At 70.1% G+C, this 19,545-nt stretch carries 16 protein-coding genes; all 16 read right to left on the bottom strand.

Annotated features, from left to right (window positions below):
• Positions 1–161 precede the first annotated feature (161 nt).
• Positions 162–878 (bottom strand): SPOR domain-containing protein, encoded by a 717-nt coding sequence (locus tag BW41_RS07055; protein WP_037532898.1) that lies wholly within the window; start codon positions 876–878, stop codon positions 162–164.
• Positions 878–2,602, bottom strand: a complete 1,725-nt coding sequence (gene argS / locus BW41_RS07050; RefSeq protein WP_037532897.1) for an arginine--tRNA ligase — start codon at positions 2,600–2,602, stop codon at positions 878–880. Before argS ends, BW41_RS07055 begins: the two co-directional genes overlap by 1 nt.
• 123 nt (positions 2,603–2,725) lie before the next feature.
• Positions 2,726–3,904 (bottom strand): deoxyguanosinetriphosphate triphosphohydrolase, encoded by a 1,179-nt coding sequence (locus BW41_RS07045; protein WP_037532896.1) that lies wholly within the window; start codon positions 3,902–3,904, stop codon positions 2,726–2,728.
• Positions 3,901–6,009: an SPOR domain-containing protein gene (locus BW41_RS07040; RefSeq protein ID WP_037532894.1), complete on the bottom strand. Its 2,109-nt coding sequence runs from the start codon at positions 6,007–6,009 to the stop codon at positions 3,901–3,903. The genes BW41_RS07045 and BW41_RS07040 overlap by 4 nt, the downstream gene beginning before the upstream one ends.
• Before the next feature lie 182 nt (positions 6,010–6,191).
• Entirely contained in the window at positions 6,192–7,667 is a 1,476-nt protein-coding gene (gene ftsZ, locus BW41_RS07035) for a cell division protein FtsZ (RefSeq protein ID WP_037532892.1), read from the bottom strand.
• A 112-nt stretch (positions 7,668–7,779) separates the two neighbouring features.
• Positions 7,780–9,042 (bottom strand): cell division protein FtsA, encoded by a 1,263-nt coding sequence (gene ftsA / locus BW41_RS07030; protein WP_037532891.1) that lies wholly within the window; start codon positions 9,040–9,042, stop codon positions 7,780–7,782.
• Positions 9,042–9,971: a cell division protein FtsQ/DivIB gene (locus BW41_RS07025; protein ID WP_051583318.1), complete on the bottom strand. Its 930-nt coding sequence runs from the start codon at positions 9,969–9,971 to the stop codon at positions 9,042–9,044. Before BW41_RS07025 ends, ftsA begins: the two co-directional genes overlap by 1 nt.
• Positions 9,968–10,906 (bottom strand): D-alanine--D-alanine ligase, encoded by a 939-nt coding sequence (locus tag BW41_RS07020; protein WP_037532890.1) that lies wholly within the window; start codon positions 10,904–10,906, stop codon positions 9,968–9,970. The genes BW41_RS07025 and BW41_RS07020 overlap by 4 nt, the downstream gene beginning before the upstream one ends.
• Positions 10,906–11,814, bottom strand: coding sequence for a UDP-N-acetylmuramate dehydrogenase (gene murB / locus BW41_RS07015; RefSeq protein ID WP_200870366.1), 909 nt, complete (start codon positions 11,812–11,814; stop codon positions 10,906–10,908). The genes BW41_RS07020 and murB overlap by 1 nt, the downstream gene beginning before the upstream one ends.
• The gene (locus BW41_RS07010; protein ID WP_037532888.1) at positions 11,793–11,993 is read right to left on the bottom strand and encodes a hypothetical protein; all 201 of its coding nucleotides are present in this window, start codon (positions 11,991–11,993) and stop codon (positions 11,793–11,795) included. The genes murB and BW41_RS07010 overlap by 22 nt, the downstream gene beginning before the upstream one ends.
• The gene (gene murC, locus BW41_RS07005; RefSeq protein ID WP_200870373.1) at positions 11,990–13,405 is read right to left on the bottom strand and encodes a UDP-N-acetylmuramate--L-alanine ligase; all 1,416 of its coding nucleotides are present in this window, start codon (positions 13,403–13,405) and stop codon (positions 11,990–11,992) included. Before murC ends, BW41_RS07010 begins: the two co-directional genes overlap by 4 nt.
• The gene (gene murG / locus BW41_RS07000; protein WP_037532883.1) at positions 13,405–14,562 is read right to left on the bottom strand and encodes an undecaprenyldiphospho-muramoylpentapeptide beta-N-acetylglucosaminyltransferase; all 1,158 of its coding nucleotides are present in this window, start codon (positions 14,560–14,562) and stop codon (positions 13,405–13,407) included. The genes murC and murG overlap by 1 nt, the downstream gene beginning before the upstream one ends.
• Positions 14,547–15,779, bottom strand: a complete 1,233-nt coding sequence (locus BW41_RS06995; protein ID WP_037532882.1) for an FtsW/RodA/SpoVE family cell cycle protein — start codon at positions 15,777–15,779, stop codon at positions 14,547–14,549. Before BW41_RS06995 ends, murG begins: the two co-directional genes overlap by 16 nt.
• Positions 15,776–17,071, bottom strand: coding sequence for a UDP-N-acetylmuramoyl-L-alanine--D-glutamate ligase (gene murD / locus BW41_RS06990; protein WP_037532879.1), 1,296 nt, complete (start codon positions 17,069–17,071; stop codon positions 15,776–15,778). The genes BW41_RS06995 and murD overlap by 4 nt, the downstream gene beginning before the upstream one ends.
• Entirely contained in the window at positions 17,068–18,138 is a 1,071-nt protein-coding gene (mraY, locus tag BW41_RS06985; RefSeq protein WP_037532876.1) for a phospho-N-acetylmuramoyl-pentapeptide-transferase, read from the bottom strand. Before mraY ends, murD begins: the two co-directional genes overlap by 4 nt.
• Positions 18,138–19,532, bottom strand: a complete 1,395-nt coding sequence (locus BW41_RS06980; RefSeq protein ID WP_037532871.1) for a UDP-N-acetylmuramoyl-tripeptide--D-alanyl-D-alanine ligase — start codon at positions 19,530–19,532, stop codon at positions 18,138–18,140. Before BW41_RS06980 ends, mraY begins: the two co-directional genes overlap by 1 nt.
• Positions 19,533–19,545: the final 13 nt, after the last annotated feature.

Raw genomic sequence — 19,545 nt, 5'->3', positions numbered from 1 at the left:
GGAGGCCGGAATCTAATTGGGTGAACGCCGAGGAAGCCCGGCGACGGTCATCCAGCTGGGCCCCGGCCTCCGCCGGGGCGGTAACGAAATCGAGAAGACTAGCGCCATCGCCACGCTGGCGAGGAGACATCATCCTCCCGCATGATTGCCACGCCGCCCCGTCAACTCGCGACGAAGCAGCTTTCCCCGGCGACGCGCAGACGGCCGCAGATGTCGGCCGCCTGATTGGCGCTGCCGGCGTTGACGCGCAGGCGATAAAGCGTGCGGCCACCGGTGGCGACCGACTGGACCGACTTGCCGAGCGGCGCGAGGTAGCTGAACCGCTTGAAGAAGCCGTCCCACGCACTGTTCGCGAGCGCTTCGCTGGGATAGGCGCCGAGCTGGACGAGCGAGCCGCCGCCGCCGCTGGCGACCGGCCGCGCCTGGACGCTGACCGGCGGCGCGGCGACGAGCTTGCCGCTCGACGCCGGCACCTGCGCGACGGCGTTGCTGCCGCCCGGCCCCGCCGGCTTGGCGCTCGGGGTGACGCGGTGGCCGTCGATCGGCTTCTCGGGCACCGCCGACAGGTCGATCGAGCCATTGCCCGCCTTGCCGGCGCTGGTCGCGATCGCGGCATCGCCCTCGCCCTTGACCTTGAGGCCGCCCGGTTCCTCCGGACGCACCTTATAGTCGCCCGGCTGCGCGGCGATCAGCTGACCGTCGGCGGAGGCGCGCATCTGCACCTTGTAGATGCCGAAGATGATCGCGGCGAGCGCCGCCAGGCCGACGACGACGAGCGCGATCGTCTTGCCGATGGGGGCGCGACGCTCCTCATCCGGCTCGACCGTTTCGAGCCACGGCAGCCGATCCTCGTCGCGTAACTCCAACCCGTCCCCCATCACTTCATCTCCGAAACCGCGACAACACCCATGATGCTGAGACCGTTACGAATAATCTGTGCAATCGCCGTCGCCAAGGCGAGACGCGCAGCGGTGACGGCGGCGTCGTCGGCGACCAGGAAGCGGCGCTCGGGCCGGTCGTTGCCGACATTCCAGGCAGCGTGGAAGGCTGCAGCTAAGTCATACAGATAGAAGGCAATTCTATGCGGTTCGCGTGCTGCCGCGGCGGTTTCGACGATACGTGGGAATTGCGCGGCGAGCTTCACCAGCGCCAGCTCTTCCGTATCAAGCCGGGACAGGTCGGCCGCCTCCGCAACGATCCCCGCCTCTTCGGCGCGGCGGTGCAGCGAGGCGACGCGGGCATGGGCATATTGGACGTAGAAGACCGGATTGTCCTTCGACGCCTCGACCACCTTGGCGAAGTCGAAGTCCATCTGCGCGTCCGACCGGCGGGTCAGCATGGTGAAGCGGACGACATCCTTGCCGACCTCGCGCACCACGTCGGCGAGCGTGACGAAATTGCCGGCGCGCTTCGACATCTTGACCGGCTCGCCACCGCGCAGCAGCCGCACCATCTGGACGAGCTTGACGTCGAAGCGCGTCTTGCCGCCGGTCAGCGCCGCGACCGCCGCGACGATCCGCTTGACGGTGCCGGCATGGTCCGCGCCCCAGATGTCGATCAGCTGGTCGGCGCCCTGCGCCTTCTGGAAATGATAGGCGAGATCGGCACCGAAATAGGTCCACTGGCCGTTCGACTTCTTGATCGGCCGGTCCTGATCGTCGCCGAAGGCGGTCGAGCGGAACAGCGGCAGCTCGACCGGCTCCCAATCCTCGGGCGTCTCGCCCTTGGGCGCTTCGAGCACGCCGTCGTAGACGAGGCCGCGCGCGCGCAGCTCCGCCTCCGCCGCCTCGGGCTTGCCCGCCGCCTGCAAGTCCGCCTCGGACGCGAACAGATCGTGGTGGATGCCGAGCAGCGCGAGATCGTCCTTGATCATCACCAGCATCGCCGCGACCGCGCGGGTGCGGAACAGCGCGAGCCATTCGCTCTCCGGCGCGTCGACGTAGCGATCGCCATATTCGGCGGCCAGCGCCTGACCGACGGGGACGAGATAGTCGCCGGGATACAGGCCTTCGGGAATGGTGATCGTCGCGCCGAGCGCCTCGCGGTAGCGCAGGTGCACCGAGCGCGCGAGCACGTCGACCTGCCCGCCGGCGTCGTTGACGTAATATTCGCGGATCACCGTATGCCCGGCGAATTCGAGCAGGGCGGCGAGCGCATCACCCACCACCGCACCGCGGCAATGGCCCATGTGCATCGGCCCGGTCGGATTGGCCGAGACATATTCAATGTTGACCGTGACCCCCTGCCCCTGCGTCGAGCGGCCGTAATCGTCGCCCGCCGTCCGGATGGCCGCGAGTTCGTCGCGCCAGGCGGCGTCGGTCAGGCGCAGGTTGATGAAGCCGGGGCCGGCGACGCTCGCCTCGGCGACCTCGGGCAGCTTGCCGAGTTCGCCGGCGAGCGCCTCGCCCAGCGCGCGCGGGTTGAGCCCGGCGGGCTTGGCGAGCACCATCGCCGCATTGGTCGCGAGATCGCCATGCGACGCGTCGCGCGGCGGCTCGACCGTGACGTTGCGGCGATCGATCCCCTCCGGCAGCAGGCCGGTGGCGGTCAGCGTGTCGAGGGCCGCGGCGACATGCGCGGCAAAGCGGGTGTAAAGCGTCATCAGCGTCCGTTCGGTGGAAGGGGATCGCTCTAGCTTAGTCGCGGGGATGGTTCAAATGCGGGCGTTATCGCGTGCGTCGGCGCGGCTCTTCGCCCGGCACCGGGCTGACCCATGACAGCGGTCCTAGAAGCCTTCCGGCAGTGCGATGTCGCCGATCAGCGCGCGATAGCGGGAAATCGCATAGCGGTCGGTCATGCCGGCGATGAAGTCGGCGATGTGGCGGCTTCGGTCGGGTTCGGCATTAGGCACCTCCTCCGCCCATTCGGGGCTCATCGCGCTCGGGTCATCGCGATAGACGGCGAACAGGCCGGCGACGATGCCATGCGCCGCCTCCGCCGCGGCGAGCTGGCGCGGATGATGGTAGAGATTGGCGTACATGAAACGTTTGAGGTCCCGCTCCTCCTCGCGCATCGTCGCGGAAAAGCCGCAGAGCGCGACGCCCGCCTGACGCACGTCGTCGGCGCTGGTCACGCCCGAGGCGGCGATACGGGCGCGCGTCTCCTCGATCAGGTCGTTGACCATCGTGCCGATCTGGCTGCGGATCAATTCGCTCGCCAGCCGCTTGGGCGCGACGTCGGGGAAGCGTGCGCACGCCGCCCGCCAGCCGCGCGCCACCACCGGTACCTCGAGCAGCTGGTCGAGCGTCAGCAGCCCGGCACGCAGACCGTCGTCGATATCGTGATTGTCATAGGCGATGTCGTCCGCCAGCGCCGCGACCTGCGCCTCGAGACTGGCGTGGCTGGTGAGATCGAGCGGGAAGTCGGCGTCCGCGGCGCGCAGCGCCCAGCCGGGATGCCGCACCGGCCCGTTATGCTTGGCCAGTCCTTCGAGCGTCTCCCACGTCAGGTTGAGCCCGTCCCAGCGCGGATAGGGCCGTTCGATCCGCGTCAAGGTGCGCAGCGTATGGCCGTTGTGATCGAAGCCCCCGGCCTCGGCGAGCGCCGCGCGCAACGCATCCTCGCCGGCATGGCCGAACGGCGGATGGCCGATATCGTGCGCCAGACACAGCGCCTCGGTCAGATCCTCGTTGAGCCCGAGCACGCGCGCGATGGTGCGGCCGATCTGCGCGACCTCGAGACTATGGGTCAGGCGGACGCGGAAGTGATCGCCGTCCGGTGCCATGAACACCTGCGTCTTGTGGCGCAGCCGGCGGAAGCTGATCGAATGGATGATGCGGTCGCGGTCGCGCTGGAAATCGTCGCGTGGGCCGCGCACCGGCTGCGGCGCGATCCCGTTCTGTTCCTCGTGAAGGCGACCTCTGCTGCGCGCCGGGTTGGAAGCCCAGGGCGCGCGCACGCTCACTTGCCCGATGATCCGCCGCTGCCGAGCCGGCTCACCACCTGCCCGGCGTCGCTGGTGAAGGTGAAGGTCGACACGCCTTCCTTCTTGAGCTGGTTGACGAAGCTGCGCGCCTCCGCATCGGTCTTGAACGGGCCGACGAGGACGCGATTGGTCGCGCGCAGCGGCGTCGTCCAGGCGCTGCGGCTGCCGAACACCGCCGGCGCCTTGGCCTTGACCGCGCTATAGGCCTTGGCGAGATCATTCTCGTTCGCGCCGCCGGCGACCTGGACCCAGATCCGTGCCGGATTGGCGCGGGCGAGCCGCTTCTCCTCGGCAGCGGCCTTGCGCTCCTCCGCCGCGGCCTTGGCGTCGACGGCCTTCTTCTCGTCGGCGAGTTTCTTGGCGGCGAGCGCCTTCTTGTCCGCCGCGGCCTTGCGGTCGGCGGCGCGCTTGTCGGCCACGGCCTGCGCCGCGAGCGCGCGCTCGGCGGCGGCGTCGCGCTCCTCCTTGGCCTTGGCTTCGGCGAGGACGCGCGCGGCGGTGTCGGCGGGCGGCACCGTCGCTGGCGCGGCGCGGGCCGGCTCGACCACGCCCAGTTCCGACGCCGGGATCGACAGGCCGGCGACGATCCGCGCGAGCACGCTGTCCGCCTCGGCGCGCGAGGGCGGCGCGGTGAAGTTCGGCGCGGCTGCCGGGGTCGTCGCCGGTGTCGAGGCGGTTTGCGTCGTCGCCGTCGCAGGCGCGCTGACGAAGCCGGGTGCGGGCGTCGGCTTGATTGACGCAGCCGGTGCTGGCGACGGCGTGACGGTCGCGGCCGGCGTGCTCGTGAAGCCAGGCGCGGGGGCGTTCGTCACCGCGGTGGCGGTGGCCGGCGCCGCGGCTCCTGCGGCGGCCGGCGTATAACTGGTGGCGGGCGCGCGCGTTGGCGACGGCACCGCGGCGGGCAGCGTCGTGCGCGGCTGCACCGCCGCGAGTTGCACCGGTGCGGTGGTCGTCGCGGGGGTCGGCGTCGGCGTCGGGGTAGCGCTGCGCACCGGAACGGCCGGCGCGTTGCCGGCATAGGTCACCGGCGCGCGCGTCGTCGTCGGCAGCGGCTGGATGCGGGTCAGCGCGGCGGCCGCCTGCTGGTAGCTCGGCGGCGGCGCGACCGCAGCAGCCGCCACAGGCGCCGGCGTGGGTGTGGGCGCGGGTGTTGCACTGCGCGCCGTCCGGCTGTTGGCGGCAAGCGCCACCCGCTCGTCACGACCATTGCTGCGGCGGCGCTTGCCGGTCTGCACCGCAGGCGCGGGCTGCGCCGCGGCCACCGCGACCGGTAGGACTTCGGGCGCGAGATAGGGCAGCGCCGGCGCGAGCCGCGCATCGGCGATCCGCTCGGGCGTGCTGTGCACCTCGCCGAAATGGACCGCAAAGGCGCGGTCGGCGGCGGGCAGCGTCGGCAGCCGCTGGAAGAAGGGCAGCAGACCCTGCGCCATGCCCGCCGGCAGCATCGTCGTCGCGATCTTCTCGGCGCCGGCCTGATCGCCGCCCATCGCGAGGATGAAGGCGCGGATGCGCCAGGCGCTGCGATCGGTCTTGCGAAGCAGCGGATCGAGCTGTTCGAGCGCGGCGTCGCGCTTGCCCGAAATGCCGAGCGACAGGGCGTAGCGCTTGACGATCTCGTCGTCCGGGCGCGTCTTGAGCGCGAGCCGATAGTCGCGTTGCGCGCGCTCCTGCTGGCCGATCAGATCGTAGGCGAGGCCGCGATCGCCTGCGAAGCCGCGCGGGTCCGCCCCCGCCGCCTCGGCCTGCGCGAAATAGCGCAGCGCCTCGCCGGGCCGTTCGGAGCGGACCAGGATCGCGCCCTCGCCCACCTTGATCCGCGGATCGCTCGCCGCGATCTTCTCGGCGCGCGCATAGAGCGAGGCGGCGCCGCTGAGATCGCCGAGCGACAGCGACAGATCGGCCGCGGCGATCAGTGCGTTGAGGTCGCGTGGATTGGCGGCCAGCGCGCGCATCTGCTCGGCGAGCCGGTCGGCATCGGTGGTGCCGGGCAGCGCCTGCACCACTTCCTGGGCGGACAGAGCGGCAGGCGCTGTCGCCAGCACGCAGGCGACGGACGCGAGAAGGGCGAGGATCGAAGGGCGCATGGGGTCTGGGCGACTAGAGCCGAGCGGTGCTGAACCGGCAATGTCCGGGCCGCGCCGCCGCGGCGAACGGTGGCTGCGCGGCGACGAACCCTCGCCTGTGGGCGCTGCGGGGGGATGGGACCAGCCCGACGCCGCCCCGCCCGATCCCGAACGGATCGGCGGCGCGGAGTCGGGGAACAGCGTTACTGGTTGTTCTGGCGATGCAGGAAGCGCGGGATGTCGATCGGGTCCTTGGCCTCTTCGCCGCTGTCGTCGCGCGCCGGTCCGCGCGCGGCATTGGACATCCGCTCGAACAGCGTGCCGCCGAGCTTGACGCGCGGCTGCGGCGTGACGTCGGGCGTTGCCGCCTCGCTGCCGGGGGCGATATAGCGGCGTGCCGGCTCGGGCGCGGCGGCGCGCGCATAGGGCTCGCCGTACGGCTTGGGCTGCGGCGCCGGGGGCACGATCGTCTCGGCGCCGAGCACCAGCTCGTCGTCGCTCGCCGCCGGCTCCGGCTTGACCGCATCGGTCTGCTGGAGGTCGAGCGGCGCGGGCGCCGGTGCGGGCGCAGCGACGGGCGCGGGCGCCGCCGGGGCTTCGGGCGCGCTCGTGCCGGTCGGGCGGAACGAGGTGCTGTCGTCGGTCTTGCGGCCCATGCCGAAGCTGAACGACTTGGTCGCTTCCGGTGCCGGCGCGGCAGCGCCCGGCTTGACCTCCGAATCGATGCCGGTGGCGACCACCGACACGCGGATGCGGCCTTCCAGCTCGGGATTGAACGCCGAGCCCCAGATGATGTTGGCATCGGGATCGACCAGATCGCGGATGTGATTCGCGGCTTCGTCGACTTCGAGCAGGCGCATGTCGTCGCCGCCGGTGATCGAGATGATGACGCCCTTGGCGCCCTGCATCGACACGCCGTCGAGCAGCGGGTTGGCGATCGCCTTCTGCGCCGCCTCGAGCGCGCGATTGTCGCCGCTTGCCTCGCCGGTGCCCATCATCGCCTTGCCCATCTCCTGCATCACCGAGCGGACGTCGGCGAAGTCGAGGTTGATGAGTCCGGGCATGACCATCAGGTCGGTGATGCCGCGCACGCCCTGCTGCAGCACCTCGTCCGCCATCTCGAACGCTTCCTTGAAGGTCGTGTTCGCATTGGCGATCAGGAAGAGGTTCTGGTTGGGGATGACGATCAGCGTATCGACGTACTTCTGCAGCTCCTCGATGCCGCCGTCGGCACTCTTGGCGCGGCGGTTGCCTTCGAAGCTGAACGGCTTGGTCACGACACCGACGGTAAGGATGCCCATGTCGCGCGCCGCCTTGGCGATCACCGGCGCCGCCCCCGTACCGGTGCCGCCGCCCATGCCGGCGGCGATGAAGCACATGTGCGCGCCCTCGAGCCGCTTGGCGAGGTCGTCGATCGTCTCTTCCGCCGCGGCGCGGCCGATCTCGGGCCGCGAACCGGCGCCGAGGCCCTGGGTGATCTTCGCGCCGAGCTGGATGCGGTGCGGCGCGATCGACGACTTGAGCGCCTGCGCATCGGTATTGGCGACGAGGAAGTCGACGCCCTGCACGTCCGCCCGCATCATGTTGGCGATGGCGTTGCCGCCGGCGCCACCGACGCCGATCACGGCAATACGGGGGGTCAGTTCGTCGACCTCGGGAGTGATGAATTCGATGCTCATGGCCTAACTTTCTCCGCCCCATCCGGGAAAACGCGCCGGGACACTGATTTAACCTTTTGCCTCAACGACTCATGCGGTGCCACTGAAAACGCGCCTAAGCCGTCATCGGCGTTCAATAATTTGCCCGCGCCGCCTGGATGAGCTTGCGCATCATGCCCATGCCACGCTGGCGATGAACCGTAGTTTGCTGGGGCGCGACCCCGCGCAGATCGATCGGATCCGCCGCCGCGTAGAAGGCGAGCCCGGCCAGCGTCGCGAAGGCCGGGCCGCCATGCGCCTCGGGCAAGGCGGTCAGCCCGCGCGGGCGGCCGATCCGCACCGAGCGGCCGAGCGCCTGCTGCGCATAATCGGCGATGCCCTTCAACTCGGCGCCGCCACCGGTCAGCACCACCTGCCGCCCGACCGGCCCTTCGAACTTCAACTGGGCGAGCGATTTGCGAATCTCGTCCATCTGATGCTCGAGCCGCTGGCGGACGATGCCGATCAGCTGCGCCTTGGTGATCTGCATGCCGCCGTGCACGTCGTCCTCGGCGGCGATCGGCATTACCGGGATCATCTCGTGATTGTCGCGCGGGCTCGCATTGGCGGAGCCGTGGAAGCACTTCATCCGCTCGGCCTGCGCGCGGCGGGTGCCGAAGGCGGAGGCGATGTCGTCGGTGATGTCCTGCCCACCCATCGGGATCGAGCAAAGGCCGACGAGCATGCCGCCCGCGAACAGCGAGACGTTGGTGATCCCCGCCCCCAGCTCGACCAGGGCGACGCCGAGTTCGCGCTCCTCGTCGGACAGGCAGGCGAGCCCGGTCGCGACCGGCGAGGCGATGATCGACTTGACCTCGAGATGCGCCGAGCGGACGCACAGATCGAGGTTGCGCACCGGCGATCCGTCCGCCGCGACGACGTGGATGTGGACGCCGAGCCGGTCGGCATGGAGGCCGAGCGGCTTCTTGACGCCGGTCAGCCCGTCGAGCGTGTAGAGCGCCGGCTGCGCGTGCAGCACCATCCGCCCCTGCGGGTCGATCGAATTGCGTCCGGCCGTGAGCAGCGCGTCGATGTCCTGCTGTTCGACGCGATGGCCGCCCAGTTCGAACTCGACCTCGGCGACGTCGCTGACCAGCCCGCCGGCGGAGAAGCCGACCCAGACGTTCTCGATGTTGATGCCGGCGATCCGCTCCGCCTGCTCGACCGCCTCGCGCACCGCCGCCTCGGTCGCGCCCATGTCGGCGATATAGCCGCGCTTGACGCCGCGGCTCTCGCGCTGGCCGGTGCCGAGCACGATCAGCTCGCCGCCGTCGCCCTTCTGCGCGATCATCGCCGAGACCTTGGACGACCCGATGTCGAGCGCCGTGATCAAACCTTCCGGTGCAACCTTCGCCATTACCCCTCAGCCCCCGCTCGCGTGTTGGTCGTGTCGGTCGATGGTGTCGCCACCTCGCTCGGGTCCGGCACGTTATGCGCCATGCTCGCCCCCGGCTTGCGTGCGACCAATTTGCTCGGATCGCGCATGTCGAACCGGATCCAGCCGCGCCCGAGCAGCGGCCGTGCGCCGTCCAGCTCGGCGAATTTGAGCAGTGCCGCGGGCGCGCCATCCTCGGGCAGCGCGAGCGTCTCGCCGCTGTCGAAGGTCAGGTCCCAACGGCGGTTGCCGATCCAGGTCGCCGCTTTGACGCGCGGCTTGAGCGCGGGCGCGGCGGCAAGCAGCGCCTGATAGCCCGCCTCCTGCCGGTCCGCGCCGGGGCCGATCACCAGCGGCAGGTCGGGAATGGCGTCGGGCCGCACCGGTTCGAGCAGCACGCCGTCCTTGTCGATCAGCGTCAATTGGCCATTGTCCTGCCACACCGCCGCCGGGCTGCGCTCGACGATGTCGACCAGCAGCGTATCGGGCAGCCGGCGCGAGACGTGCGCGTCGGCGATCCAGCCGTAGCGCAGCAGCTTCTGGCGCACCGCCTCCAGATCGACGAGCGGCATCGCGCGGCTCTGCTGATCGAGCGCGACCGCATAGACGCTCATCCGGTCCATCCGCTTGAGGCCGGTCACCTCGATCTGCTCGACGCGGAAGCCCGCCTGCCCCGCCCCTTCGGCGATGGCGGAGCCGATCATGCCGGGGATGCCGATCCACGTCACCGCGGCGAGCGCGAGCGCGATGCCGCCGCCGGTGATCGTCCAGGTCGCCGCCTTGCGGATCGTCTCCTCGCTGACCGGCACGGCGGCGACGGCGCGCTCGAACAGCGACGCCTTGCGCACCGGCTGCTTGCGCCGGCCGGTCGGCCGCTTGGGCGGCGGCCCGCGTTTGATCGTCCGGCTCATCCCGCACGGACCTTGAGCGCGCCGTCGCGCAGCGCCTCGTCGACGATCGCCTGGACGAGCTCGGCATAGCTCATGCCGATATGCCGCGCCTGTTCGGGGACGAGGCTGAGCGGCGTCATCCCCGGCTGGGTATTGACCTCGAGCAGGAACAGGCCGTCGACGCCGCGTTCGTCGTCCCAGCGGAAATCAGAACGCGACGCGCCCTTGCAGCCGAGCAGGCGATGCGCTTCGAGCGCGAGGCTCTTGCAGGCGTCGGCGATCACATCGGGAATGTCGGCGGGGCAGACGTGTTCGGTCAGGCCGTCGGTATATTTGGCGTCGAAATCGTACCAGCCGGTCTTGGGCTTCAACTCGGTGACGCCGAGTGCCCGCTCGCCAAGCACCGCCGTGGTCAGCTCGCGGCCGCGGACATAGGGTTCGGCGAGCAATTCGCTGAATTCCTGCCACGGACCGGCGACGTCGCGCCCGATCGGATTGCCGTAATTGCCGTCGTCGGTGACGATCGCGACGCCGACCGACGAGCCTTCGTTGACGGGCTTGAGCACATAGGGCCGCTGCAACGGATCACGCTCGAAGATCTCGGCGGAGCGGACGATGCGGCCGCCGGGCATCGGCACGCCGGCGGGGACGAGCACCTGCTTGGTCAGCACCTTGTCGATCGCGATCACCGACGTGGCGAGGCCCGAATGGGTATAGGGGATGCCCATCAGGTCGAGCATGCCCTGCACGCTGCCGTCCTCGCCCGGCGAACCGTGCAGCGCGTTGAAGACGAGATCGGGCTTCGCCTCGGCGAGGCGCAGCGCGACATCGGCCTGCATGTCGATCCGGGTGACGCGATGGCCGAGCGATTCGAGCGCGTCGGCACAGCCGTTGCCCGATTGCAGCGACACCGGCCGTTCGGCGGACCAGCCGCCCATCAAGACCGCGATGTGCATCACTTCGCCACCCCGACCCGCTGAATTTCCCATTCCAGCGTCACCCCCGAATGCGCCTTCACCTTGTCCCGCACCTCTTCGCCCAAGGCCTCGATTGCCGCCGCGCTGGCGGTGCCGAGGTTGAGCAGGAAATTGCAATGTTTCTCCGACACCTGCGCATCGCCGCGGGTGAGCCCGCGACAGCCGGCGGCGTCGATCAGCGCCCAGGCCTTGTGGCCGGGCGGGTTCTTGAAGGTCGATCCGCCGGTCTTCGAGCGCAGCGGCTGCGACGCCTCGCGCTCGGCGGCGATCCGGTCCATCTCCGCGGCGATCGCGGCGGGTTCGGCGGCGTGGCCGCGGAAGGTCGCGGCGACCACCACCGCGCCGGGCGGCAGTTCGCTGTGCCGATAGGTATAGCCGAGCTGGCCAAGCGACAGCGTCCGGCGTTCGCCCGAGCGCAGCACCACCTCTGCCTCGACCAGCACGTCCTTGACCTCGCGGCCATAGGCGCCGCCGTTCATCCGCACGAAGCCGCCGACCGTGCCGGGGATCGAGCGCAGAAATTCGATCCCGCCGATCCCGGCATCGCGCGCCGTCGACGAGACGAGGATACCGCTGGCGCCGCCGCCGCAGCGCAACGTCGTCGCGTCGATCCGCTGCACCTGCGCGAACGCCTTGCCGAGCCGCACCACCACGCCCGGCACGCCACCGTCGCGGACGATCAGGTTCGAACCCAGCCCGAGCGGCATCACCGGCACCGCCGGGTCGCAGTCGCGCAGGAAGGCGGCGAGATCGTCGGCATCCTGCGGCTCGAACAGCCATTGCGCCGCGCCGCCCGCCTTGAACCAGACGAGCGGCGCCAGCGGCGCGCGCTCGGTCAGGCGCCCGCGCACGGCCGGCAGGTCGATCACCACGGGCCGACGCCCCATAGTCGCGTCCACGCCTGGAAGGCGGCGAGATTGGCCTCGGCGGCCTTGCGCGTCGCCTCCTGCGCCTGGACGAGCGCCTCGCCCGCGCCGACCGCCTGGCCGCTCGCCTCGAGCGTCTTGCGCTGCGCGTCGAGCATCTGCTTCTGCAGGGTGATTCCCGCGTCGAACCAGTCCTTCATCGCCGCTCTCCGATCGCCTTGGCCAGCCCCGCCGCCCATTTGGTGATGTCCCCCGCGCCGAGGCAGACGATCATATCGTCCGCCTGCACGGTCGCGGCGAGCTCCTCCGCCAGCGCGGCGGCATCGGCGACCGTCGCCGCAGAGCGGTGGCCGCGGCGCTTGAGGCCGTCGACCAGCGCCTGCGCGTCGACTCCCGCGACCGGCGCCTCGCCTGCGGCATAGACCGGCGTGACGAGGACGCGGTCGGCATCGTTGAACGCGGTCTGGAAGTCTTCCATCAGATTGCCGAGCCGCGAGAAGCGATGCGGCTGGACGACCGCGATCACCCGCCCCTTCGCGCCCTCGCGCGCCGCGGCGAGCACCGCGCGGATCTCGACCGGATGATGGCCGTAATCGTCGATGATCGTGACGAAGCCGCCGTCGACCGCGACCTCGCCGACCTTGGTGAAGCGGCGCTTGACCCCGCCGAAGGCGGAAAAGCCCTGCTGGATCGTCGCATCGGGGATGCCGAGCTCGAGCGCGACGCCGATCGCGGCCAGCGCGTTCTGGACGTTGTGGCGACCGGGCATCGGCAGTTCGATCCCCTCGATCGTGCGCACGCTGCCGTCGCGCTCGCGCACCACGCAGGCGAAGCGGTTGCCGCCCGGCACCGGCGTCACGTCGACGCCGCGGATATCCGCCTGCGCCGAGAAGCCATAGGTGACGACGCGGCGGTCGCGCACCCGCGGCAGCACGTTCTGCACCTCGGGGTGATCGAGGCAGAGCAGGGCCGCGCCGTAGAAGGGCACGTTCTCGACGAATTCGACGAAGGCGTCCTTGACCGCGTCGAAGCTGCCATAATGATCGAGATGTTCGGGATCGATATTGGTGACCACCGCGATCGTGCCGTCGAGGCGCAGGAAGCTGCCGTCGCTCTCGTCCGCCTCGACCACCATCCAGTCCGACGCGCCGAGCCGGGCGTTCGAGCCATAGCTGTTGATGATGCCGCCGTTGATGACGGTCGGATCGACTCCGCCCGCGTCGAGCAGCGCCGCGACCATCGAGGTGGTCGTCGTCTTGCCGTGCGTCCCCGCCACCGCGACGGTCGATTTGAGGCGCATCAGCTCGGCGAGCATCTCGGCGCGGCGGACGACGGGGATGCGCTTCTCCATCGCCGCCTCGACCTCCGGGTTCGAGCGGGTGATCGCGGTCGAGACCACCACCACCGCCGCGTCGGCGACGTTGCCGGCGGCATGGCCGATCGACACGGCGATGCCCTTGTCGCGCAGGCCCTGCACGACATAGCTTTCGGCGACGTCGGAGCCCTGCACGGTATAGCCGAGGTTCTTCATCACCTCGGCGATGCCCGACATGCCGATCCCGCCGATCCCGACGAAGTGGATCGGACCGATGTCGGTGGCGACGCCGCGGATCATGCGAATGCCTCCTGCCGCGGGGCGGCCTTGCCGACCGGCAGGCGCGCGCGCGGCGAATCGAGGCTCTCGACCAGATCGGCGAGGTCGCGCACCGCATGCGGGCGACCGACACTCTTCGCCCGCGATGCGGCATTTTCGAGCGCGAGCGGGTCTAGCCCGAGCTTCTGCATCTGCTTGGCGAGTTCCACCGCGGTGAACTCCGGCTGCGGGATCGTGCGCGCGCCACCGGCGCGGGTGATCTCACGCGCATTGGCTGTCTGGTGATCGTCGGTCGCGCCGGGCAGCGGCACCAGGATCGCCGGCCGACCCGCCGCGGTCAGTTCGGCGATCGTCGACGCTCCGGCGCGGGCGATGACGAGATGCGCCCAGGCGAGCTGTTCGGGCATGTCGGGCAGATAGGTGGCGAGCTCGGCCGGGATCTGATGCTCGGCATATTGCGCGCGCACCGCGTCGATATCCTCGATCCGCGCCTGATGCGTCACCTGCAGGCGGCGGCGGAAGGTGATCGGCAGCATCGCCAGACCGTCGGGCACGACCTGGCTGAGGATGCTCGCCCCCTGGCTGCCGCCGGTGACGAGGACGCGGAAGATGCCGTCCTCCTCCAGCAGCGGATAGGGCCGGTCGCGCAGCGCGAGCACCGCGTCGCGCACCGGATTGCCGACGAGATGGACCTTGCCCTCGTGCTTGGCGGCGAGCCGCTCGGTCGTCGCATATGAGGTGGCGATCGCATCCACCTTGCCGGCGACGAGGCGATTGACGCGGCCGAGCACCGCATTCTGTTCGTGTACCGCGGTCGGGATCTTGTCGGCGAAGGCGGCGAGCAGCGCCGGCATCGCCGGATAGCCGCCGAAGCCGATCACCGCCGCGGGCTTGAACGTCCGGTACAGTTCACGCGCCATCGCCCGGCCGCGCAGCATCTCGCGCACCGCCGACGGCCAGCCCTGCGGCCGCTTCGCCTGGAAGCGCCCGGCCGGCAGCACGTGCGTCTGGATGCCGTCGAACAGGCCGGGGAAGCGCACGCCGCGCTGGTCGCTGATCAAGGCGACGCGATGGCCGCGACGCGTCAGTTCCTCGGCCAGCGCCGCGGCGGGGACCATATGCCCCCCCGTGCCACCTGCGGCGAGGACGTAATGCTTGCTCAATTGGATCCCCATCTCACCACATACGGGCTGCGCGTCAGGAACGGATTGCGCCGCGTGAATGCGAGCAGCAGCCCCATGCCGATCGACAGCGCGATCATCGACGATCCGCCATAGCTGATGAACGGCAGCGTCATGCCCTTGGACGGCGCCAGCCCGGTATTCACCGCCATCGACACCAACGCCTGCGCGCCGAATTGCACCGCCAGCCCCGAGGCGGCAAGCAGTTTGAACTCGTCCTGCTCGTCGAGCAGCTTGACGAACACGCGCACGACGATGGCGAGGAAGACGATGGCGATGATCGCGCAGGCGATCAGCCCGAATTCCTCGCCGATCACCGAATAGATATAATCCGTATGCGCTTCGGGCAGGCCGAACTTGACCGTGCCGCCGCCGGGTCCGGTGCCGGTCCAGCCGCCGCTGGTGATCGTCGCATGCGCGGCGTTGGTCTGGAAATGGTCGCTCGCCCCCTCGCCCTCGACGCTCGGGAACAGGAAGGCGTCGATGCGATTGCGCGCGGTGCCGTAGAACATGTAGGCCGCCCCCAGCCCGATCGGGACCAGCGCGATGATCCCGCCGAGCACGCGCATCGACGTGCCGGCGATCATCAACAGCGCCATCCATACGGTGCAGAAGATCACGGTCTGGCCGAAATCGGGCTGCATCATCAGCAGCACCGCGATCAGCCCGGTCAGCGCGCCGGTGATCGCCACCGTCGGCAGCTCCGGGTCCTTGGCCTTCAGCGACAGCAGCCAGGCGACGGTGACGATGAACAGCGGCTTGAGGAATTCGGACGGCTGGAACTGTGCGAAGCCGTAACCGACCCAGCGCCGCGCGCCGTTGATGCTGTTGCCGACGAAGGGTGTCAGCGCGAGGCAGGCGATCAGCACGATCGCCCCGCTGATCGCCAGCCGCCGCGCGAGCGGCACCGGCAGCATCGACACGCCGAACAGCACCGGCAGCGACACGCCGACCCAGATCAGCTGCCGCCAGAAATAATAAAGCGGGGTGAACTGGTGATGCTCGCCCGAATAGCGCACCGCGGTGGCGGGGCTCGCCGCGGCGACCGCGACCAGCCCGATCGCGATCAGGAACAGGGTGAGCAGCAGCAGCATCCGGTCGATGTCCCAGAACCAGGTGCCGAGCGGCGACCGATCGCCGCGGCCGCCGCGCCGCTTGACCTTGGCGATCAGGCTGTCGCGTGGAGCCTCGGTCGTGCCGGCACTGGTCATGCGAGAGCCTCCACCGCAGCACGGAACGCGGCGCCGCGCTCCTCGTAATCGCGGAACTGGTCGAAACTAGCACAGGCCGGCGACAAGAGCACGACATCTCCCGCCCGCGCCGCCGCCGCCGCCTGCGCGACCGCGGTGGCGAGATCGCCGCTCTGCGTCACCGCCGGAACCCGCCCGTCGAGCAGCGACGCGAACAGCGCCGCCGCCTCGCCGATCGTATAAGCGGCGACGATCCGGTCGAAATAGGGAGCGCAGGCGTCGAGGTCGTCGCCCTTGCGCTTGCCGCCGACGATCCAGTGGACGCGATCGAACGCGCCGAGCGCCGGGGCGGCGCTTTCCGGATTGGTCGCCTTGCTGTCGTCGACGAAGCGCACGCCGTCGCGGATCGCCACCGTCTCCATCCGGTGCGGCAGGCCGGTGAAGCTGGCGAGGCCGGCGTCGATCGCCACCTCCGCCACGCCGAGCGCCTTGACCGCGGCGATCGCGGCGAGCGCGTTCTGCGCATTGTGCGGGCCTTGCAGCGCCGGCCAGCGCGACTGGTCCATGCACACGCCCGGCGCGATCTTGGTGAGATGCTCGCCGCGCGCCGACAGGCTTCGGGCGATGCCGGCGGAGGCGGCGTCGCCGATGCCGATGATCGCGTCATGTCGCGGCGACTGCATCGCGAACAGCCGCGCCTTGGAGGCGGCATAAGCGTCGAAGCCGTCATAGCGGTCGAGATGGTCGGGGGTGATGTTGAGCAGCACCGCCACCTCGCAATCGAGCCGCTCGGTCAGGTCGAGCTGATAGCTCGACAGTTCGAGCACGTAGACGCCGCCCTCGGCGAGCGGCTGTTGCGCGAGGACCGGCAGGCCGATGTTGCCGCCCATCAGCGTCGGCACGCCCGCGCCGGCAAGGATATGGTGGACGAGCGCGGTGGTGGTCGACTTGCCGTTGGTGCCGGTGATGCCGACGACGCGGTGCGGCGGCAGGTCGCCGCGCGCTTGCGCGAACAGCTCGATATCGCCGATCACCGGCACCCCCGCCGCGCGGGCTTGGGCGACGAGCGGATGCGTGTTGAGCGGCACGCCGGGCGAGACGACCAGCCCCGCCGCCCCGGTCAGGTCGAGCAGGGCGATGTCGTGGACGATGACGCCGTCGATCTCGTCGGCGCGCGCGCGTGCGGCCGGATCGCTGTCCCAGCCGACGACGAAGGCACCGCTCGCCGCCAGCGCGCGCGCGGTCGCGAGGCCCGAGCGGGCGAGACCGAGCACCGCATAGCGGCGGCCGGCGAAGGCGGGGCTGGTGATCACCGCAGCTTCAACGTCGACAGGCCGGCGAGCGCCAGCACGAGGCTGATGATCCAGAAGCGGATCACCACCGTCGGCTCGCTCCAGCCGAGTTGCTCGAAATGATGGTGGATCGGCGCCATGCGGAAGACGCGCTTGCCGGTGCGCTTGTAGAAGAACACCTGGATGATCACCGACAGCGCCTCGACGACGAACAGGCCGCCGACGATGCCGAGCACGATCTCGTGATGCGCGACCACCGCGATCGTGCCGAGCGCGCCGCCGAGCGCGAGGCTGCCGGTATCGCCCATGAACACCGCCGCGGGCGGCGCATTGAACCACAGGAAGGCGAGCCCCGCGCCGATCACCGCGCCGCAGAAGATCGCCAGCTCGCCTGCCCCCGGCACGTGCGGGATGCCGAGATAGGTGGCGAACTTCACGTTGCCCGCGAGGTAGACGATCAGCATGAAGGCGACGCTGGCGATGATCACCGGCATCGTCGCCAGGCCGTCGAGCCCGTCGGTAAGGTTCACCGCATTGCCGAAGGCGACGATGGTGAAGGCCGCGAACAGCGGGAAGGCATAGCCGAGATCGAGGTACAGCCGGTCGGTGAACGGCAGATAGAGGTGCGGCCCGTTCTGCCCCATGATGATCCACGAGGCGATGCCGGCGATGGCGAATTCGAGCAGCAGCCGGGTACGACCGGAGACGCCGGCGGTGCTGGCTTTACGCACCTTGTCGTAATCGTCCATGAAGCCGATCGCGCCGAACCCCAGGGTCACGAACAGGCACGACCAGACATAGGGGTTGCTGAGGTCCATCCAGATCAGGATGGCGAGGCTCATCGCGGTGAGGATCATCAGCCCGCCCATCGTCGGCGTGCCGCGCTTGGCGAGATGCGTCTGCGGCCCGTCGGCGCGGATCGGCTGGCCCTTGCCCTGGCGGACGCGCAGCCAGCCGATGAAGCGCGGGCCGATGATCAGGCCGAGGAAGAGCGCCGTGGCGACCGCCGCGCCGGTCCGGAAGGACTGGTAGCGGATCAGGTTCAGCAAACCGGTGAACCCCAGATGCTCGGCGATCCAATACAGCATTACGTTCCGATCCCCCGCGATCGTTCATCGCCCGCGGCGGCAAGACCCGCGATCACCCGCGACAAGCCGACCCCGTTCGATCCTTTGACGAGCACCGCATCCCCGGCGCGGGCCAGGGCGTGCAACCGGCCAAGCGCGGCAGCGGCGTCGGCCACATGGACGACTTGTGTCCGTCCCTCAAGGGCCTTGGCCAGCGGCGCCATCGCTTCACCGACCAGGACGGCCGCTTCGACCTGCGCGGCGAGCACCGGTTCGGCGAGCGCGGCATGGTAACCGGCGGACGCATCGCCGAGTTCGCGCATCTCGCCGAGCACCGCGATATGCCGTCCCGGCTCCTCGGCGAGGACCGCCAGCGTCGCGCGCATCGAGGCGGGATTGGCATTGTAGCTCTCGTCGATGACGAGCAGGTCGCCGCCGTCATGCGGTGCGAGGAAGCGCGCACCGCGCCCGGCGAGCCCGCCCAGTTCGGCGAGCGCGAGACCGGCGCGGGCGAGATCGGCACCCGCCGCATCGACCGCGGCCAGCACCGCGAGCGCGTTCGACACCCAGTGCATCCCCGACTGCGACAGCGTGAACGACAATTCGCGTTCGCCGATCCGCGCGGTGACGAACGAGCCGCCGGTCGGCAGCCGCATCGCCTCGATCGCGCGGACGTCGGCGCCCTTGGTGAGACCGAAGGTGACGGTGCGCGCCGCATAGGGTGCGGCGGCGGCGATCAGCCGGTCGCGATGGGGGCTGTCATAGGGCACGATCGCGGTGCCGCCGGGTTCGAGGCCGCGGAAGATCTCGCCCTTGGCGTCGGCGATCGCGCTTTCGTCGGGGAAGAATTCGGTGTGCGCGGGCGCGATCGCGGTGACGATTGCGATATGCGGCCGGACCAGCCGGGTCAGCGTATCGAGCTCACCCGCATGGTTCATCCCCATCTCGAACACGCCGACGCGCGTGTCGCGCGGCATGCGCGCGAGGCTGAGCGGCACGCCGGTATGGTTGTTGTAGCTCTTCACGGAGCGATGCACCGCGCCGGGCAGCGAGCGGTCGAGCGCGGCGAACAGGGCTTCCTTGGCGCTGGTCTTGCCGACCGATCCGGTGACGCCGATCACCGTCCCCGCCATCCGCGCCCGCGCCGCGCGGCCGAGATCGTTGAGTGCGGCGAAGGTATCGGCGACTTGGACATGGGGGTGCTCGCTCGCCGCGGAGACGATCGCCCCCGCCGCCCCTTGCGCGAACGCCTGCGGCAGGAAGCGATGGCCGTCGGTGCTCTCGCCGGTCAGCGCGACGAACAGATCGCCGGACCCGACCTCCCGGCTGTCGAAGGCGACGCCGGTGACGGCGAAGTCGGCCGAGGCGGTACCGACGGTCGCGGCGGCGATCTCGGCGGCGGTCCAGAGGGTCATCCGATCCTCCCCG

The sequence above is a fragment of the Sphingomonas sp. RIT328 genome (genome assembly GCF_000632225.1).
Lineage (GTDB): Bacteria > Pseudomonadota > Alphaproteobacteria > Sphingomonadales > Sphingomonadaceae > Sphingomonas > Sphingomonas kyungheensis.
This window is presented reverse-complemented; position numbering and strand designations above follow the sequence as displayed.

Bases quoted from the DNA above. Each gene is read 5' to 3' on its own strand.
- mraY (WP_037532876.1), bottom strand. From the start codon at position 18,138: ATGCTGTATTGGATCGCCGAGCATCTGGGGTTCACCGGTTTGCTGAAC.
- argS (WP_037532897.1), bottom strand. From the start codon at position 2,602: ATGACGCTTTACACCCGCTTTGCCGCGCATGTCGCCGCGGCCCTCGAC.
- BW41_RS07055 (WP_037532898.1), bottom strand. From the start codon at position 878: ATGGGGGACGGGTTGGAGTTACGCGACGAGGATCGGCTGCCGTGGCTC.
- BW41_RS07020 (WP_037532890.1), bottom strand. From the start codon at position 10,906: ATGCACATCGCGGTCTTGATGGGCGGCTGGTCCGCCGAACGGCCGGTG.
- BW41_RS06995 (WP_037532882.1), bottom strand. From the start codon at position 15,779: ATGACCAGTGCCGGCACGACCGAGGCTCCACGCGACAGCCTGATCGCC.
- BW41_RS07025 (WP_051583318.1), bottom strand. From the start codon at position 9,971: ATGAGCCGGACGATCAAACGCGGGCCGCCGCCCAAGCGGCCGACCGGC.
- BW41_RS07040 (WP_037532894.1), bottom strand. From the start codon at position 6,009: ATGCGCCCTTCGATCCTCGCCCTTCTCGCGTCCGTCGCCTGCGTGCTG.
- murG (WP_037532883.1), bottom strand. From the start codon at position 14,562: ATGGGGATCCAATTGAGCAAGCATTACGTCCTCGCCGCAGGTGGCACG.
- ftsA (WP_037532891.1), bottom strand. From the start codon at position 9,042: ATGGCGAAGGTTGCACCGGAAGGTTTGATCACGGCGCTCGACATCGGG.
- BW41_RS06980 (WP_037532871.1), bottom strand. From the start codon at position 19,532: ATGACCCTCTGGACCGCCGCCGAGATCGCCGCCGCGACCGTCGGTACC.
- murB (WP_200870366.1), bottom strand. From the start codon at position 11,814: ATGGGGCGTCGGCCCGTGGTGATCGACCTGCCGGCCGTGCGCGGGCGC.
- ftsZ (WP_037532892.1), bottom strand. From the start codon at position 7,667: ATGAGCATCGAATTCATCACTCCCGAGGTCGACGAACTGACCCCCCGT.
- BW41_RS07010 (WP_037532888.1), bottom strand. From the start codon at position 11,993: ATGAAGGACTGGTTCGACGCGGGAATCACCCTGCAGAAGCAGATGCTC.